This window comes from Microbacterium sp. CFBP 13617 (assembly GCF_014839445.1).
Taxonomy (GTDB): domain Bacteria; phylum Actinomycetota; class Actinomycetes; order Actinomycetales; family Microbacteriaceae; genus Microbacterium.
The window spans coordinates 714,164-730,211 of record NZ_JACYNW010000003.1 but is presented as its reverse complement, the minus strand read 5'-3'; the positions used below and the strand labels follow the sequence as shown (position 1 = coordinate 730,211).

18 protein-coding genes and 1 pseudogene are annotated in these 16,048 nt (G+C 72.0%); 16 read left to right on the top strand and 3 right to left on the bottom strand.

Features of this window, described 5'->3' with window-relative positions; genetic code table 11:
• On the bottom strand, nt 1-913 hold a 913-nt coding region (locus tag IFU40_RS11885), incomplete at its 3' end, for a hypothetical protein (protein ID WP_191926443.1).
• Nucleotides 914-922: 9 nt separating this feature from the next.
• On the opposite strand from IFU40_RS11885, the gene IFU40_RS11880 reads away from it, so the two are divergent.
• The 12 genes and pseudogenes from IFU40_RS11880 to IFU40_RS11825 all read left to right on the top strand — a co-directional run bounded on the left by IFU40_RS11880 (nt 923) and on the right by IFU40_RS11825 (nt 10,944).
• On the top strand, nt 923-1,168 hold the full coding sequence (locus IFU40_RS11880) for an LPXTG cell wall anchor domain-containing protein (protein WP_191926442.1): 246 nt from the start codon (nt 923-925) through the stop codon (nt 1,166-1,168).
• Nucleotides 1,161-1,973 (top strand): DUF5819 family protein, encoded by an 813-nt coding sequence (locus tag IFU40_RS11875; RefSeq protein ID WP_191926441.1) that lies wholly within the window; start codon nt 1,161-1,163, stop codon nt 1,971-1,973. Before IFU40_RS11880 ends, IFU40_RS11875 begins: the two co-directional genes overlap by 8 nt.
• 5 nt (nt 1,974-1,978) lie before the next feature.
• Entirely contained in the window at nt 1,979-2,992 is a 1,014-nt protein-coding gene (locus IFU40_RS11870) for an HTTM domain-containing protein (RefSeq protein WP_191926440.1), read from the top strand.
• Nucleotides 2,993-3,002: 10 nt separating this feature from the next.
• Entirely contained in the window at nt 3,003-4,853 is a 1,851-nt protein-coding gene (gene glmS / locus IFU40_RS11865) for a glutamine--fructose-6-phosphate transaminase (isomerizing) (RefSeq protein ID WP_055833929.1), read from the top strand.
• A gap of 239 nt (nt 4,854-5,092) precedes the next feature.
• Nucleotides 5,093-5,440, top strand: a pseudogene (locus IFU40_RS11860) (holo-ACP synthase); the annotation flags it as partial.
• Between the two features lie 128 nt (nt 5,441-5,568).
• The gene (gene alr / locus IFU40_RS11855; protein WP_191926439.1) at nt 5,569-6,690 is read left to right on the top strand and encodes an alanine racemase; all 1,122 of its coding nucleotides are present in this window, start codon (nt 5,569-5,571) and stop codon (nt 6,688-6,690) included.
• Entirely contained in the window at nt 6,687-7,190 is a 504-nt protein-coding gene (gene tsaE / locus IFU40_RS11850; protein ID WP_342343518.1) for a tRNA (adenosine(37)-N6)-threonylcarbamoyltransferase complex ATPase subunit type 1 TsaE, read from the top strand. The genes alr and tsaE overlap by 4 nt, the downstream gene beginning before the upstream one ends.
• 80 nt (nt 7,191-7,270) lie before the next feature.
• On the top strand, nt 7,271-8,503 hold the full coding sequence (locus tag IFU40_RS11845; RefSeq protein ID WP_191926438.1) for an OmpA family protein: 1,233 nt from the start codon (nt 7,271-7,273) through the stop codon (nt 8,501-8,503).
• 2 nt (nt 8,504-8,505) lie between these two features.
• A complete protein-coding gene (locus tag IFU40_RS11840; RefSeq protein ID WP_191926437.1) occupies nt 8,506-9,036 on the top strand; it encodes a DUF3060 domain-containing protein in 531 nt (176 codons plus the stop codon).
• Nucleotides 9,033-9,311: a DUF4190 domain-containing protein gene (locus IFU40_RS11835; protein ID WP_055833947.1), complete on the top strand. Its 279-nt coding sequence runs from the start codon at nt 9,033-9,035 to the stop codon at nt 9,309-9,311. Before IFU40_RS11840 ends, IFU40_RS11835 begins: the two co-directional genes overlap by 4 nt.
• On the top strand, nt 9,308-10,027 hold the full coding sequence (locus IFU40_RS11830) for a response regulator transcription factor (protein ID WP_055833950.1): 720 nt from the start codon (nt 9,308-9,310) through the stop codon (nt 10,025-10,027). The genes IFU40_RS11835 and IFU40_RS11830 overlap by 4 nt, the downstream gene beginning before the upstream one ends.
• Nucleotides 10,024-10,944, top strand: a complete 921-nt coding sequence (locus IFU40_RS11825) for a sensor histidine kinase (RefSeq protein ID WP_342343517.1) — start codon at nt 10,024-10,026, stop codon at nt 10,942-10,944. Before IFU40_RS11830 ends, IFU40_RS11825 begins: the two co-directional genes overlap by 4 nt.
• Before the next feature lie 36 nt (nt 10,945-10,980).
• On the opposite strand, the gene IFU40_RS11820 is transcribed toward IFU40_RS11825, so the two are convergent.
• Nucleotides 10,981-11,901 (bottom strand): alpha/beta fold hydrolase, encoded by a 921-nt coding sequence (locus tag IFU40_RS11820; protein ID WP_191926436.1) that lies wholly within the window; start codon nt 11,899-11,901, stop codon nt 10,981-10,983.
• A gap of 65 nt (nt 11,902-11,966) precedes the next feature.
• Here IFU40_RS11820 and tsaB point away from each other — a divergent pair, with 65 nt between their 5' ends.
• Genes tsaB through IFU40_RS11800 form a run of 4 tightly spaced genes read left to right on the top strand, consistent with a single transcriptional unit; the run spans nt 11,967 to nt 14,735 of the window.
• A complete protein-coding gene (tsaB, locus tag IFU40_RS11815) occupies nt 11,967-12,599 on the top strand; it encodes a tRNA (adenosine(37)-N6)-threonylcarbamoyltransferase complex dimerization subunit type 1 TsaB (protein WP_191926435.1) in 633 nt (210 codons plus the stop codon).
• Nucleotides 12,599-13,192: a ribosomal protein S18-alanine N-acetyltransferase gene (rimI, locus tag IFU40_RS11810; protein WP_070408521.1), complete on the top strand. Its 594-nt coding sequence runs from the start codon at nt 12,599-12,601 to the stop codon at nt 13,190-13,192. The genes tsaB and rimI overlap by 1 nt, the downstream gene beginning before the upstream one ends.
• Nucleotides 13,192-14,292, top strand: coding sequence for a tRNA (adenosine(37)-N6)-threonylcarbamoyltransferase complex transferase subunit TsaD (gene tsaD / locus IFU40_RS11805; protein ID WP_191926434.1), 1,101 nt, complete (start codon nt 13,192-13,194; stop codon nt 14,290-14,292). The genes rimI and tsaD overlap by 1 nt, the downstream gene beginning before the upstream one ends.
• Nucleotides 14,289-14,735, top strand: coding sequence for a hypothetical protein (locus IFU40_RS11800; RefSeq protein WP_191926433.1), 447 nt, complete (start codon nt 14,289-14,291; stop codon nt 14,733-14,735). Before tsaD ends, IFU40_RS11800 begins: the two co-directional genes overlap by 4 nt.
• Before the next feature lie 9 nt (nt 14,736-14,744).
• On the opposite strand, the gene IFU40_RS11795 is transcribed toward IFU40_RS11800, so the two are convergent.
• Nucleotides 14,745-15,932: a THUMP-like domain-containing protein gene (locus IFU40_RS11795; protein WP_191926432.1), complete on the bottom strand. Its 1,188-nt coding sequence runs from the start codon at nt 15,930-15,932 to the stop codon at nt 14,745-14,747.
• Nucleotides 15,933-16,048: the final 116 nt, after the last annotated feature.

Genomic DNA, 16,048 nt, shown 5'->3' with positions numbered 1-16,048 from the left:
CGCTGACGCTGACGCTGACGCTGACGCTGACGCTGACGCTGACGCTGACGCTGATGTTGATGTTGATGTTGATGTTGATGTTGATGTTGCGGACGCTGATGTTGACGCCGATGTGGCTGACGCTGATGTGGCTGACGCTGATGTGGCTGACGCCGATGTGGCTGACGCCGATGTAGCTGACGCTGACGTGGCCGATGCTGACGCAGTCGATGCCGACGTGGCCGACGCGGATGCGACCGACGCCGATGTTGCTGACGCTGACGCTGACGCTGACGCTGACGCTGACGCTGACGCTGACGCTGACGCTGTCGCTGACGCTGACGCTGACGCTGACGCTGACGCTGACGCTGACGCTGACGCTGACGCTGATGTTGATGTTGATGTTGATGTTGATGTTGATGTTGCGGACGCTGATGTTGACGCCGATGTTGCTGACGCTGACGCTGACGCTGACGTTGCTGACGCTGACGCTGACGCTGACGCGGATGCTGATGTGGCTGACGCTGACGCCGATGTTGCTGATGCTGACGTGGCCGATGCTGACGCAGTCGATGCCGATGTGGCCGACGCGGATGCGACCGACGCCGATGTTGCTGACGCTGACGCTGACGTTGCGGATGCCGACGCTGATGCTGATGTGGCTGACGCCGACGTGGCGGACGCCGACGCGACCGACGCGGACGCGACCGACGCCGACCCGACGGACACCGCCCGGGCCGACGTGGTGGTCGAGCGGATCGTTCGCGGACCCGATGCTCGACAGAACGTCGCCGTCTCGGGCTTCCAGCCCGGCGAGACCGTCTTTGCGACGGTCAACTCGACGCCCTTCGAGCTGACGCCGGTGACCGCCGACGCAACCGGAATGGCGCGGATGTCGTTCGCGGTCGGTCCCGACTTCGAACTCGGTGCTCACCGGGTCGATGTGCGCGGATCGATCACGGGTGACCTGCCGGCCGAGCGTGAGAACACCGACTTCGTGGTGGTGGACTCCGAGCGGAGCGGGCCGGCCGGCAACGGAAACGGCGGCGGTAATGGCGGGCTGGCCCGCACGGGTGTCGAGGTCCAGGCGCCGCTGATGGCTGGAGGAGCGGCGATCCTGCTCTTCCTCGGAGCGGGCCTGTGGGCACTGCGTCGCCGCGAGGTCGTGAAGGTGGACGACGGTGAGTGAGACGACACTGGTGGAGGACGCCCCCACGGCGGGGCTCGGAGAGGGGCGTCCTCCCGCCGCGCGGCCGAGCAGGGTCGCGGCGGTCGCCGCCATCGTGACCCTCGCGATCGTCGCGGGCTACGCCCTCGTCGCCGGATCCTTCACCGTGCCGACCAGCCCCACCCGCCCGATCGTGTCGGAGGCGTTCTCGCCGTACTTCTCGCAGCGGTGGAACGTGTTCGCGCCGAACATCATGAAGGTCAACCGCAACCTGCAGATCCAGGTGCAGTGGCGCGAGGGAGACGAGCTCGTGCGCAGCGAGTGGGTCGACGTCACCGACCTCGAATTCACCTCGGCTCGCGGCATCCCGATGCCCTCGCGCATCTCGAAGAACAGTTTCAACGCCGCGCAGGCCTTCCTGACGAGATACCAGGCTCTGGATGACGCGCAGCGCGAGCGTGTGCGCGACACCTTCATCCGAGGTCTCGGCGGGGGAGCGTATTCGCCCATCGGCGTCGACGAACTGCTCGAGCAGCTCGACGAGGTCGGCGGCAGCCGCGCCGCGGCGGTGCGGTACCTGCGCTACGACTACATGCTCGTGCGCTTCGCCGCCGCCTTCGGCACCGCCTACTTCGACCGTGATGTCGAACGCGTGCGGTGGCGCCTGCAGCACGACCGCCCGAACGACTTCCTGCACCGTTTCGATGAGGAGCGCCAGACCGAGCTGTCGTACACGACGTTCGGGTGGCGGCAACCGGGCACCGCGCCGACCGACGAGGTCGTCGCCATTTACGACGAGGTCATCGAGAGGTATACGGGACGATGAGCGTGTTGGCATCCCTTCCCCGCCCGGCCGTCGTGCGCGAGCGCTTGGCACCGTCGCACCTGTGGTCGCGCTTCGTCGGGTGGCTCACCGAACGTCCGCACGCGACGATCGGGTTCTCGATCCTGCGCATTTTGCTGGGCGTCTCGATGCTCATCGTGCTGATCCCCAGCTACGCCGACCGGCGCTACCTCTGGGGAGCCGGGGCGTGGTGGGTCGACCCCGAGGCGAGTCGACGCGGATGGTGGGAGCCGCTGCGCGTGTTCTTCCCGAAGGACAACGCGGTCGTCTTCGAGATCTCCTTCCACCTGCTGATCGTCCTCGCCGTGCTGTTCATCGCGGGCTGGAAGACCCGGTGGGTGACGCCCGTCGTGCTGTTGCTGTGGGTGGGCCTGTCGACGAACACGACGCTGCTCGGCAACGGCGGCGACACGTTGATGCGCATCGTGCTGCTCTTCGCGGTCTTCGCCGACCTGAGCCGTCATTTCTCGGTCGACGCGTGGGTGCGTCGACGCCGGGGCGATCGAGTGTCGCGCTGGGCCTCGCGTCGACCGGCATGGCTGCCGACCTGGATCGGCCCCTGGCTGCACAACACGGTTCTGATCCTCTGCCTGTTCCAGATCCTGCTCGTCTACCTCGTGTCGAGCGTGCTGAAGCTCGAGGGGGAGGAGTGGCTGAACGGCACCGCCATCTACTACGCCTTGAGCATCGAGCAGTTCCACGTTCTGCCGGCGCTCAGCCAGCTGGCGTGGCAGTCGGCGCCCGTGGTGGCTCTGGCGACCGGGCTCGCGCTCTGGGTGCAGCTGCTGTTCCCCGTGCTGATCCTCTGGAAGCCCACGCGCTACGCCGCGGTCGTGCTCATCACGGGCATGCACCTGAGCATCGCGGTGCTGCTGGGACTGTGGCCGTTCTCGCTGACGATGATCGCGCTCGACCTGCTGCTCGTTCGCGACGGTTCATGGGAGCGGCTCGCCGCGCGCGCGCGAGGGCTTCGACGGGGTTCGCTCAGTCCCGCCACGTAGACTCGGACCCATGTGCGGAATCATCGGTTACGTGGGTCCCCGGCAGAGCCAGGACATTCTTCTGGCGGGTCTGTCGCGGCTGGAATACCGGGGTTACGACTCCGCTGGGATCGCCGTCATCGACGGTGAGGGCGGGCTCGGCATGCGTAAGCGCGCGGGCAAGCTCGCGGTGCTGCGCGACGACCTCGAGTCCTCGCCCATGCCGAACGGCACCACCGGCATCGGCCACACGCGATGGGCGACGCACGGCGGCCCGACCGACGCCAACGCCCACCCCCACCTGGCCGACGACGACAAGCTCGCCGTCATCCACAACGGCATCATCGAGAACTTCGCCGAGCTGAAGAGCGAGCTCGTCGGCGAGGGCTTCGCCTTCCGCAGCGAGACCGACACCGAGGTCGCCGCGGTCATGATCGGCCGCGAGTACGCCCGTACCAAAGACCTGGTGCAGGCGTTCCGCGCTGTCGTCTCCCGTCTCGAGGGCGCGTACACGCTGCTCGCCATGCACGAGGATCACCCGGGCCTGGTCGTCGGCGCTCGCCGCAACTCGCCCTTGGTCATCGGGCTCGGTGAGGGAGAGAACTTCCTCGGCTCCGACGTCGCCGCCTTCGTCGAGCACACCCGCAACGCGCTCGCCATCGGCCAGGACGAGATCGTCGCGATCACGCCCGACGGCGTCGAGGTCACCGACTTCTCGGGCGCCCCCGTCGAGGTCGAGGCCTTCGAGGTCACGTGGGACGCGTCGGCCGCCGAGAAGGGCGGCTGGTCGTCGTTCATGGCCAAGGAGGTCTCGGAGGAGCCCGAGGCCGTCGCGAACACCATCCGCGGTCGCATCCACGAGGGCCGCGTCGAGATCCCCGAGCTCGAGGGGCTCGACGACTTCCTCGCCGACATCGACCGCATCCTCGTGATCGCGTGCGGAACGGCCGCCTACGCCGGCATGGTCGGCAAGTACGCGCTCGAGACGTGGACCCGCGTTCCCGTCGACGTCGAGCTCGCCCACGAGTTCCGCTACCGCGACCCGGTGCTGTCCGCGCGCACGCTGGTCGTCTCGATCAGCCAGTCGGGCGAGACGATGGACACGCTCATGGCCGTGAAGTACGCCCGCTCGCGGGGGGCCAAGACGCTGTCGATCTGCAACACGCAGGGTGCCACCATCCCGCGTGAGTCGGATGCCATCGTCTACACGCACGCGGGACCCGAGGTCGCCGTGGCCTCGACGAAGGCCTTCGTCGCGCAGATCACCGCGCTGTATCTTCTCGCTCTGCACGTGGGTCGTGTCCGCGGAGCCATCGACCCGGTCGTCGCCGTCGAGGCCGTCACCGAGCTCGAGGCCGTTCCGGGCAAGATCGCCCGCGTGCTCGAGACCGAGCAGGCGCGCATCGAGCAGCTGGCGCACTGGATGGCCGACACCCGCTCGGTGCTGTTCCTCGGCCGCAACGTGGGGTACCCCATCGCGCTCGAGGGTGCTCTCAAGCTCAAGGAGCTGGCGTACATCCACGCCGAGGGCTTCGCCGCCGGTGAGCTCAAGCACGGCCCCATCGCGCTGATCGAGCCCGGCCAGCCCGTCTTCGTCGTCGTGCCCTCGCCGCGCGGCTCGGGCGAGATGCACAAGAAGGTCGTCTCGAACATCCAGGAGATCCGCGCCCGCGGCGCCCGCGTCATCGCGATCGCCGAAGAGGGCGACGTCGCCGTGCTGCCCGCGGCCGACGAGGTGCTGCGCATTCCGCTGGCGGCCCCGCTCTTCGAGCCGCTGCTGGCGGTCGTGCCGCTGCACATCTTCGCGATGAGCCTGGCCGAGGCCAAGGGTCTCGACGTCGACCAGCCGCGCAACCTGGCGAAGTCGGTGACGGTCGAGTAGTCGTCTCGTGCGAAGGGGCGGGATGCCGTGGCATCCGGCCCCTTCGTCGTTCCTCGCATCGCGGAGCGCCGATCGAGCCGGGCCGAACTCCTGAGTTCTCGCTCGATTGAGGGTGAAGCGACCTCGAGAGCGGCCCTGGACGCCTTTTCTCCGGAGTTCGGCCCGCGTCGGATCGGCCCGCCGCGGCCGATGTCGGCCGGCACCGGCAGAATGGAGAGGATGCCACGAGGGGAGGGCGCATGATCGTCGGAATCGGCGTCGACGTGGTCGACGTTCCGCGCTTCACCGCGACGCTCGCACGCACCCCGCGCCTGCTTCCCCGCCTGTTCGCCCCGGCCGAGCGCGTGCTCAAGCCGCGCTCGCTCGCCGCCCGGTACGCCGCGAAGGAGGCCCTGATCAAGGCGCTCGGCGGGTCGGACGGTGTGCACTGGACCGACATCGAGGTGGCGTCCGAGCCCTCGGGCCGGCCCGTGTTCGCGCTCCGCGGTGAGACCGCCGCGACCGTCGCCGAGCGGGGGATCACCGCGCTGCACCTGTCGATGTCGCACGATGCGGGCCTCGCGACGGCGTACGTCATCGCCGAAGCGAGCGAGGTCGCTCCGGCGCCCGGTGCGATCGCGGCCCGGCAGCCCGCGCCGACGAGCGCGGGCGTCGAGCCCGGCGCGATCGACGGGCCCCCGGCATCCGTTCCCGAGACCACCCGAGAGGACACCGCATGAGAATGGCACCCGGCGTGCTGCGCGAAGCGCTCATCGATGTCGACGCGATCACCGAGAACGTGCGTCACCTGCGAAAGCTCACCGACTCCGAGATCATCGCGGTCGTCAAGGCCGAGGGGTACGGGCACGGCGCCTACCGTGCCGCGGTCGCCGCGCTCCGCGGGGGAGCGGCCCGCATCGGCGTCTCCGACATCGACGAGGCGCTGGCGCTGCGGCGAGCGGGCATCCGCGCTCCGCTGTTCGCGTGGCTCCACGCGCCCGGCGCAGCGTTCGGCGAGGCCGTGCGAAACGACATCGAGCTCGGCATCTCCGACATCGACCAGCTTCTGCGCGCGGGCGAGGCGGCGCAGGGCGATCGCCCGGCGGCCGTGCACCTCAAGATCGAGACGGGCCTGTCGCGCAACGGCATCGCACCGGCCGACTGGCGCGTGGTGTTCTCCGAGGCCGCCCGTCTGGAGCGCATCGGGCGGCTGCGCGTCGTGGGGCTGTTCTCGCACCTGTCCAACACGAGCGAGGCCGACGATCGTGCCGCGCTCGCCCGATTCGAAGAGGGCGTCATCCTGGCGGCATCCGCCGGTCTTCACCCTCCGCTTCGCCACATCGCGGCGACCAACGCCGCGATCGCCCTGCCCGAGGCGCGACTCGGATGCGTGCGCATCGGTATCGGTCTGTACGGGGTCTCGCCGTTCGACGACCGGACGCCCGCCGACCTGGGGCTGCGCCCGGCGATGACGCTGCGCGGCGCCGTCGCGGCGGTACGGCGCGTGCCCGCGGGCACCGGGGTGTCGTACGGGTACGACTACCGCACCGAGAGCGACACGACGCTGGCGCTCGTCCCGCTCGGCTACGCCGACGGCGTGCCCCGCCAGGCGTCGGGTCGGGGGTCGGTGTCGATCAACGGGCGACGCTTCACAGTGGCCGGTCGCATCGCGATGGACCAGTTCGTCGTCGACGTCGGCGATCACCCCGTCGCGGTGGGCGACGAGGTCGTGCTGTTCGGCGACCCGACGCTGGGCGTGTCGTCGGCGCGGGACTGGGCGGATGCCGCCGACACCATCGACTACGAGATCGTCACGCGCGTGGGGGTCCGGGTCCCCCGTCGGGAGGTGGGCGCGTGAGCCTTCCCGACGAGCTGCTGGGCGTGCGCGAGGTCGCGGGGCCGGCCGACATGCACGACCTGGGCCGCGCCATCGGGCGCGCGCTCGCTCCCGGCGACGTCGTGGTGCTGACCGGCCCGCTCGGCGCCGGCAAGACGACCCTCACCCGCGGGATCGGTGAGGGACTCGGCATCCGGGGTCCGGTGCAGAGCCCGACGTTCGTGATCGCGCGCACGCATCCCTCGCTCGGGGGCGGCACGCCGCTCGTGCACGTGGACGCCTATCGCTTGGGAGCCGCGGTCGAGCTCGACGACCTCGACATCGACGTGGCGGGTTCCGCCGTCGTCGTCGAGTGGGGGAGCGGGGTGGCCGAGTACCTCGCCGACACGTGGTGGGAGATCGAGATCGACCGTCAGACCGGCGGCCGCGGGGTCGACAACGCCTGCGGTGAGATCGCGGTGCACACCGTCGAGCTCGACGCCGACGCCCCGCGCACCGTGACCATCTCGCGCCGACCCTGACGGGACGTGTCGCGGAATCGCGACACGGTTGCGACACCCCCGCGACCACGGCGGCGCGGCGCTTCAATACGGTGGATGCCATGAGTCGATCCCCTCGCCGCCCCGCCGCGCTCCGCCCCACGGCGGTTCGCCTGGCCGCGGCCGTCTCGGCCTCCGTCGTCGCGATGAGCCTGGCCGGCTGCGTCTCGGAGCCGGTGCCCTCGACCGCGAGGTCGTCGGCGGCCGCCGAGACCCCCGTGTCCACGCCGACGGCGGCCGCGGCCTCAGCCGCTCGCGTGCCCGGCTACGACGTCGGCGAGATCCCGCCCGTGCCCCTGTTCGTGCTGCCCGACCTGTCGCTGCTGAGCGGCTCGGCGTCGGCGTTCACGATCTCGGCGGCGTCGACGCTGTCGAGAGCGCCGGGCGTGACGGTGGCCTCGGCGGCGTGCGGGACCCCCGGCCAGGTGTCCACGTCGGCCGGCACGGCCGTGCTCTACGGCGACGGTTCCGGCTCGTACACCGGCGCCGACGGCGCCGTCCAGAACTTCGGCGACGGCTCGGGGACCACGACGATCGACGGTGTCGAGATCCAGAACTTCGGTGACGGGTCGGGGACGTACCGGTCGGGCGAGGTCGCGATCCAGAACTTCGGCGACGGTTCGGGCACGTACGTCGACGCGTCGCGTCAGGTGCAGATCTTCGGTGACGGGTCGGGAACGTCCACGCACGGCGACGAGAGCATCCAGAACTTCGGCGACGGGTCGGGGACGTACCGGTCGGGCGAGGTCGCGATCCAGAACTTCGGCGACGGAGCGGGGACGTACACCGACGGCACCCTCACGGTGCAGAACTTCGGCGACGGCACCGGCCGCGTCGACGGCGAGCCCGTGACGGTCGACCCGCTGCCCCCGGTGCCGCGGTTGGGTGTGTTCCCGCCTCTGGCGGCCCTCGCCCCGGTCGCGAGCTGCGGCACGACCCTGACGCTCTCGGACGCCGTGCTGTTCGACTTCGACTCGGCCGAGTTGCGCGCCGATGCCGCCGCCGTGCTCGACGCGCTCGCGGCCGTGCTGATCGACGGCCGGGTGCCGGCGGCGACCGTCTCGGGGCACACGGATGCGATCGGCACCGACGCCGAGAACCAGGACCTGTCGGAGCGGCGCGCGCAAGCCGTCGTCGCCGCCTTGACCGAACGCGCCACGCCCGTGGCCTGGACGGCCGAGGGCTACGGTGAGTCGCGTCCGGTCGCCGCCAACGAGCTCGACGGGGTCGACAACCCCGCGGGTCGGCAACTCAATCGCCGGGTCGAGATCCTCGTCCCCTCATTCGGAGGCTGAACATGCGCAGAACCGCCCTCTCCCTGCTCGCCGCGGGGCTCGTCGCCGGGCTGCTCGCCGGCTGCTCCATCCGCGTCGACGAGGGCCAGGATGCCGTGATCTCGACGCCCGTGCCGGCGGCGACCACCGCCGCACCCGCCGCGCCCGCGCCCGCGGCACCGCCCGCCGCTCCGACGTCGACGGCCCCGACTGCCGGCGTCGACAGCACCTCGAACCTGCGCACCCGCGACGAAGCGATCGCCCTGGCCGACACGACCATCGCGTGCACCCCCGGTCTCGTCATCCCCGACGACGGCAGGGTCGTGCGGGTCGAGGGGGCCTGCGACGACGTCACCGTGTCGGGCTTCGCGGCGGTCGTGATCCTCGACGACGTGTCGACGCTCAGCGTCACGGGTGACGGGTTGGTCGTGTACGCGAAGGCCCTGACCGATCTCTCCGTCAGCGGAGACGTGAACACGGTCGTCTGGCGCGGCAGTGCGCCGCGGGTCGACGACACCGGCGTCGCGACGACCGTGCTGCGGGACGAGCGATGAGCGCCCCGCAGGCCGCATGGGCGCCGCCCGCGCGTCGCACGAACGGCCTGGCGATCGCCGCCCTCGTGCTGGGCCTCTGCGGCTTCGGTCTGCTGCCGGTGATCTTCGGCCACATCGCGCTGTCGCAGATCCGCCGCACCGGCGACGGCGGCGGTGCCCTCGCGATCGCGGGACTCGTGCTGGGGTACCTAGCCATCGCCGCCGCGGTGATCGGCGTCGTCTTCGTCGTCGCCGTGTCGGTCGGCATCCCTCTGCTGGCGACGCGTACCTCATGACGGGCGACGAGCGTCCCGGCATCCTGCTCGTCGACGATGACGAGACCATCCGCGCGGGCCTGGGCGCGTTCCTCGAACGCAGCGGGTACCGGGTGATCGTCGCCGCCGACGGGCAGGAGGCGCTGGACCTGCTGGCGGATGCCGATGTCTCGCTCGCGGTGTGCGATGTCATCATGCCGCGGGTCGACGGACGCGCGTTCGTGCGACGCGTTCGTGCCGAGGGGCGCTGGCTGCCGATCATCCTGCTGACGCAGGTGGGGGAGTCGTACGAGCGCAGCGCCGCCCTCGACGAGGGGGCCGACGACTACCTCAACAAGCCCTTCGATCCCCAGGAGCTGCTCTCGCGCGTGCGCGCCGTGCTTCGGCGCACGGTTCCCGGCGAGCGTCCCCTGAGCGCGTCGTCGCGGGTGCGCGCGGGTGCGCTCGAGCTCGACCGGTCCGCTCGGCGGGTGTGGCTGGGCGGGGCGGAGCTCTCCCTCACCCCCAAGGCCGTGATGCTGCTGGACTATCTCATGACGCACCCCGGCGAGGTGCACACGCGCGACCGGCTGCTCTCGGCGTTGTGGGGGTTCGAGGTCGCCACGAGCACGCGCGCCGTCGACCACCGGGTCGCCGAGCTGCGCCGGGTGCTCGACGACGACCCCGGCGCGCCGCGCTTCATCGAGACGGTGCAGAACGCGGGGTACCGCTTCGTGCACGCGGTGGTGACCCCGTGAGCCGCGCGGTGCGGATCGGTGCCGTCTGCGCCCCCGTGCTCCTCGCTGCCCTCACCGCGGGAGTGATGGCCTTGGCGGGCGAGCGCCGGGTCGTGACGGTGGCGACCGCCCTTCCGGCGGTGGTCCTGCTGCTCGGTGTCGTGGTCTCGGCCGTGATCGGTGTCGTGCTGCTCATCGGCGCGCGGCGTCGGTGCGTCGCCGCGTCGCGCGCGCGTCAGAGCGCCGAGGCGTGGGCGGCGGGCCGGGCCACCGAGCGTGAGGAGCACCGCCGGTTCCTCGCCCGCCTCGACCACGAGCTGAAGAACCCCATCACGGCCATCCGCGCCACCCTCGCCGGCGTCGATCCCGCCACCGCGCCCGCTCACGTGGCGGTGATCGACGGGCAGGCGCGGCGACTCGCGGCCCTCGTCGGCGATCTGCGCAAACTGGCCGAGATCGAGACCCGCCCGCTCGAGACCGAGCCGGTCGACCTCGAGATGCTCGTGCGCGATGCCGTCGACGCCGTGCACGACCAGCGTCCCGAGACGCGGGGGCGCATCCGCATCGTCGCCGAGCGGGTGCCGTGGGCCGTGCCGCCCCTGCCGGCCGACCCCGACCTTCTCGCCCTCGCGGTCGACAACGTGCTCGCCAATGCCGTGAAGTTCTCGACCGACGGACCGATCGAGGTCCGCCTGCGCGAAGACGCCGGCGCGGTGGTGGTCGAGGTGGCCGACACGGGTCGCGGAATCCCGGCCGACGCGCAGGAGCACGTCTTCGACGACCTCGCCCGGGCGGCCAACGCCCGCGACGTCGCCGGATCGGGGATCGGCCTGTCGCTGGTGCGCACGATCCTGCGCCGTCACGGGGGCGATGTCGACCTGCGCTCGCGAGAGGGAGCCGGAACCGTCGTCACGCTGCGATTGCCGATCGCGCGATAGCGGCGGTGCGACCCCTCGCCCATCCGCCGACCAGGCTCAGGCGCGCGCGTCGGAGCGGCGTCGCGCCGGAGCGCGGTCGGCGGCCCACACCTCGCGCAGGGCGCGCAGGGTGGGGACGGGCTGTTCGACGTGGGCGAAGTGCCCGCTGTCGTCGAGCACACGGTCGTCGTAGTCGCGCATCAGTCGCCCCCAGGTGCGCGCATCGCGCGCGGCGACGAAGACGTCGTGCGATCCGCGCACCGACCTCACGGGGCACGCGATGCGGCGCCACACCCCGTCGTCGTGCGTGCGTGACAGGCGCGCGGCGGCGAGGAAGGCCGCGGGGCGGATCTCGGTCGCCAGGGCATCGGTGACTTCGCGGTCGACGTGCTCCGGATGCCGGAACAGCGGCCGCGACAGCGTGCGCAGCGCCCCCGTGCGGCGGAGCAGGCGCAGCAGGGGCCCAGCGAGCGGCCCGAGACCTCGCAGCACCCGCATCGCGACCACCATGCCGGCCAGCCAGGGGAGCCGTACGGCGCCGGAGACCGGGCGCCGCGTCACCGCGCGTGCGCCCGCCCCGCTGGGCGACACGACACCGACGGCCACCGTCTCGCGCGGGAAGCGTGCGGCGATGTCGAGGGAGATCACCCCGCCGAGCGAGTGCCCGACCACCCGCCACCGGGGATACCCCAGCGCGCGGGCGACCGCCGCGATGGCGACCGCCAGCTCGGCCGGATCGGGGACGGGTCCCGGTGACTCGCCCCAGCCGGGCAGGTCGAGCGCGACGATATCCGACAGCGGGAGTCCGAGAGCATCGGAGGCCGCGATCATCGGCTCCCAGGTGCGCCACGATCCGGCGGCACCGTGCAGCAGCACGGTCGCGACCGGACTGCCCGAACCACGCCCGGCGTGCGCCACGATCGGCCCCACCCCCGTGGGGACGACGACGCGGCGCAGGCCGAGGTCGATGGCATCCATGCCCTCTCTTCGGAGCGGACGGCGAAGTCGGATGGCACAGGGGAGGTGCCGGATACGCTGGAACGGTGATTCTCGGCATCGACACCTCGCTCGGCACCGCCGTGGCCGCGATCTCGCGCGACGGCGAGGTGCTCGTCGACGAGCAGAGCAGCAATCCGCTCGGACACGCCGAGGTCATCGGCGACCTCCTACGGCGGGCCAGCGCGGTCGCCCCCGCGCCGACGCACGTCGCCATCGGCATGGGTCCCGGCCCCTTCACGGGCCTGCGCGTGGGCATCGCGACCGCGCGGGTGTACGCGTTGGGGCGCGGCATCCCCGCCGTCCCCGTCCCCAGCCACGACGGCGTCGCGCTGGGCGTTCTGCTGACCGACGCCCTCACGGGCACCGACACCGGCCGCTTCGCCGTGGTGACCGACGCGCGCCGCAAGGAGTTCGCCTTCAGCATCTACGACGGCCTCGACGACGACGGGCTGCCGGTGCGCGTCACGGATGCCGCTCTCAGCCCGCGCGACGAGCTCGACGAACGCCTCGCCGCCGCCGGGGCACGCCGCTACGACGCCACCGCGGTGTCGGCCGCCATGATCGCGCTCGCCGCCGCGCGGGCGCTCGACGCCGGCCGCACCCTCGCCGACGGCGAGCCGCTGTACCTGCGCAGCCCCGACGTCGTCGCCGCCCACGCGCCCAAGCGGGTGAGCTGATGCCCACGCGCGCCGCCACCTCGGCCGACCTCGACGCGATCATGGCACTGGAGCACGCGTCGTTCCCCACCGACGCGTGGAGTCCCGCCATGATGCGCGAGGAGCTCGTCTCACCGCACGGGTGGTACGTCGTCGTCGAAGAGGCCGGCCGCCTCGTCGGCTACGCCGGCCTGCGCGCCGCGCGGGGCGCGCGGGATGCCGATATCCAGACCATCACGATCGCCGAGACGGCGCGGGGCCGAGGTCGCGGCCGGGCCCTGTTGACGGCGCTGCTCGACGAGGCCGTGCGGCGGGACGTGCACGAGGTGTTCCTCGAGGTGCGCGCCGACAACCCCGTCGCCCAGACCCTGTACGCCTCGGAGGGTTTCGCCGAGGTCGGCCGGCGTCCGCGCTACTACCAGCCCGACGACGTCGACGCCCTCGTGATGCAGCTCGACCTGCGCGGGTGGGCCACCCGCCGCGCCGAGACCCGGGGCGGTGAGCCCGCCGAGGGATCCGATCGATCCGCCGCCGTCTCGGCCACCCCGGCGCCCGAGCCCGCCGACGGAGCCGGAACCCCCGCTCCCCCCGCCACCGGAAAGGGCTGGTGCTGATGGACGCGCCCCTCGTGCTCGGCATCGAGACCAGCTGCGATGAGACCGGCATCGGCATCGTCCGCGGTCGCACGCTGCTGAGCAACACCATCGCCTCGAGCATGGACGAGCACGCCCGCTACGGCGGCGTCGTCCCCGAGGTCGCCGCCCGCGCGCACCTCGAGGCGCTGCAGCCCTCGATCGACGCCGCGCTCGCCGAGGCGGGCGTGACGCTCGCCGACCTCGACGCCGTCGCCGTCACGAGCGGTCCCGGCCTCGCGGGTGCGTTGATGGTCGGGGTGGGGGCCGCGAAGGGCCTCGCCGTCGCCCTCGACAAGCCGCTCTACGCCGTGAACCACCTGGTCGGTCACATCGCCGCCGACATCCTCGACGACGACGCCGCCGAACTCGAATACCCCACCGTCGCCCTGCTCGTGAGCGGGGGGCACACCTCGCTGCTGCTCGTGCGCGACCTCACCAGCGACGTCGAACTGCTCGGCGAGACCATGGACGACGCCGCGGGCGAGGCGTTCGACAAGGTCGCCCGACTACTGAAGCTGCCCTACCCCGGCGGCCCCGAGATCGACAGGGCGGCAGCCTCGGGCGATCCCACCGCGATCCGGTTCCCCCGGGGAATGTCGCGCGCCTCCGACATGGCATCCCACCGCTACGACTTCTCGTTCTCGGGCCTCAAGACCGCCGTCGCCCGCTGGGTCGAACAGCACGAGGCCGCGGGGCAGCCGGTGCCTGTCGCCGACGTCGCGGCGTCGTTCCGCGAAGCCGTCGTCGACGTGCTGGTGACCAAGGCCCTCGACGCGTGTGCGCGCCACGACGTCCCGCGCCTGCTGCTGGGCGGCGGGGTCATCGCCAACAAGCGCCTGCGCGACGTCGCCCTCGAGCGCGCGGCGGCGGCGGGCGTGGCCGTGCGCATCCCGCCGTTGAGCCTGTGCACCGACAACGGCGCGATGATCGCCGCCCTCGCCGCCGAGCTCATCTCATCGGGGCGCCGGCCCTCGACCCTGGCGTTCGGCGCCGACTCCACGCTGCCGGTGACCGAGATCCAGGTCGCCGAGGATCCCGATGCCGAGGCCCCCGGGCCGGGCTCCGGACGCGTCGCATGAGCGAGGCGGCTCCGCCGACGCGGCGCGCGCGCAAGGTCGCCGAGAGCGTCGAGCCCGCCGACGACCTGCGCGCCGCCATCACCCAGGCGGCGGCGTCCGCTCGGCGCGACGACGAGGGCGACCCCGAGCGCCTCCCCACGGCGCAGCTCGAGATGGCCGCCTTCGGCGATCACGTCATCCCCTACGTCCCGCCGGCGCCGCCCACCCCGCGGTCCCTGGCGCCGTGGTCCCTCGGCGTCTCGATCCTCGCCCTCGGGGCGGCCCTGTTCACCGGCTGGCTCCTCCCGCTCGGAGCGCTCGCGGCGATCATCGCCATCGTGTCGCTGCGCCGCGAGCACGACAGCCGTCGCGTCGCGGTGTGGGCCCTCGCGCTGGCGCTGACGTCGGTGGCGTTCAGCGCCGGGTGGTTGATCTGGGGGTTCTCGCAGCTCGCTGTCGTGTGACGACCGGGCTCACACCCGATCGGCCAGCAGCGCGAGCCGCTTCGAGCCGATGCGGGTGAGCAGCAGGGTCGCCGACGCGTCGCCGCGCAGCGACAGCTTCTTGCGCAGCACGGCGGGGTCGACGTCGACGCCGCGCTTCTTGATCTCCAGGGTGCCGATGCCGCGCGCACGCAGGGCCTGGGCGAGCTTCTTCGGGTCGGCCGGGAGCTCTTCCCGCACGCGGAACGACGATACGAACGGACTCGTGAGCGCGGCGTCCGACGTGAGGTAGGCGATGCCGGGCGCGAGCATGCCCGCCTGCAGCGCGCGCGCGACCTCGCCGATCAGCCGGGCGCGGATGATCGCCCCGTCGGGTTCGTGCACGAAGGCGCCCAGCTCGCGCTGCTCGACGTCGGGGGAGTCGGCGGGGGCGGTGAGCTCCCAGGCGTCGGTGCCGCGCACGACGAGGGCCGCCCGGCGCACGTTCTCGCGGGCCAGCACTCCCGACCACAGCACCAGTTCGATGGTCGACCCGTCGGCGCTGATCCACTGCGCTTCGACGTCGTCGGGAATCCGCTCGCGATCGAAACCCGGGCCGAGCTTCACACCCCCGGGCGTGCTCTCGAGCAGAGCGAAGACCCACTCGAGCGAGGGCGACCATTCGTTCGACGACACCTGCCGCGTCTCGGAGTGCCCGGCCGTGCGGCGTGCCGGGTCGAGCCAGACGGCATCCGTCTGATCGAGGTCGGTGTCTTCGGCGCGGCCGTGCGCGACGGTCACGGTCTCGCCGAAGGGGGCGAGGTTGTACGCGGCGATCGCGGCCGTCACCTCGTCGGCGTCGACGGCGTGCACCCGGATGCCGAGCCCCGCCAGTCCGAGGGCGTCGCCGCCGATGCCGCAGCCGAGGTCGGCGACGCGGTCGAGACCGGCCGCGCGGAAGCGTCCGGCGTGGCGGGCGGCGATCGACAGGCGCGTCGCCTGCTCGAGGCCGGCGCGGGTGAAAAGCATGCGCTCGGCGAACGGGCCGAACTTGGCCGCTCCGCGCACCCGCAGACGTGCCTGACCGACGACGGCCGACACGAGATCGGGGGAGTGCCCGGCCGCGCGGAGTCGAGAGACGGCTCGGGCCGCGTCGTCGGTGGACTCGATGCCGCCCACCTCGTCGAGCAGGCGGAGGCCGTCGGGCGTCAGCAGGGCGGTGAGCTCGCGGGTATCCACCGATTCAGCCTAAGCGGGCGATTGTGTTGGCACTCGCGTTGCGTGAGTGCCAGTGCTTCCCTAGACTCGAATTAGCACTCTCCCCGTGTGAGTGCTGACAAGTCTTCTGTAACGAG

Excerpts from the sequence above, each read along its gene's own strand:
- glmS (WP_055833929.1), top strand. The coding sequence starts at position 3,003 with ATGTGCGGAATCATCGGTTACGTGGGTCCCCGGCAGAGCCAGGACATT.
- alr (WP_191926439.1), top strand. The coding sequence starts at position 5,569 with ATGAGAATGGCACCCGGCGTGCTGCGCGAAGCGCTCATCGATGTCGAC.
- IFU40_RS11845 (WP_191926438.1), top strand. The coding sequence starts at position 7,271 with ATGAGTCGATCCCCTCGCCGCCCCGCCGCGCTCCGCCCCACGGCGGTT.
- IFU40_RS11840 (WP_191926437.1), top strand. The coding sequence starts at position 8,506 with ATGCGCAGAACCGCCCTCTCCCTGCTCGCCGCGGGGCTCGTCGCCGGG.
- IFU40_RS11835 (WP_055833947.1), top strand. The coding sequence starts at position 9,033 with ATGAGCGCCCCGCAGGCCGCATGGGCGCCGCCCGCGCGTCGCACGAAC.
- IFU40_RS11830 (WP_055833950.1), top strand. The coding sequence starts at position 9,308 with ATGACGGGCGACGAGCGTCCCGGCATCCTGCTCGTCGACGATGACGAG.
- IFU40_RS11820 (WP_191926436.1), bottom strand. The coding sequence starts at position 11,901 with ATGGATGCCATCGACCTCGGCCTGCGCCGCGTCGTCGTCCCCACGGGG.
- rimI (WP_070408521.1), top strand. The coding sequence starts at position 12,599 with ATGCCCACGCGCGCCGCCACCTCGGCCGACCTCGACGCGATCATGGCA.
- tsaD (WP_191926434.1), top strand. The coding sequence starts at position 13,192 with ATGGACGCGCCCCTCGTGCTCGGCATCGAGACCAGCTGCGATGAGACC.
- IFU40_RS11800 (WP_191926433.1), top strand. The coding sequence starts at position 14,289 with ATGAGCGAGGCGGCTCCGCCGACGCGGCGCGCGCGCAAGGTCGCCGAG.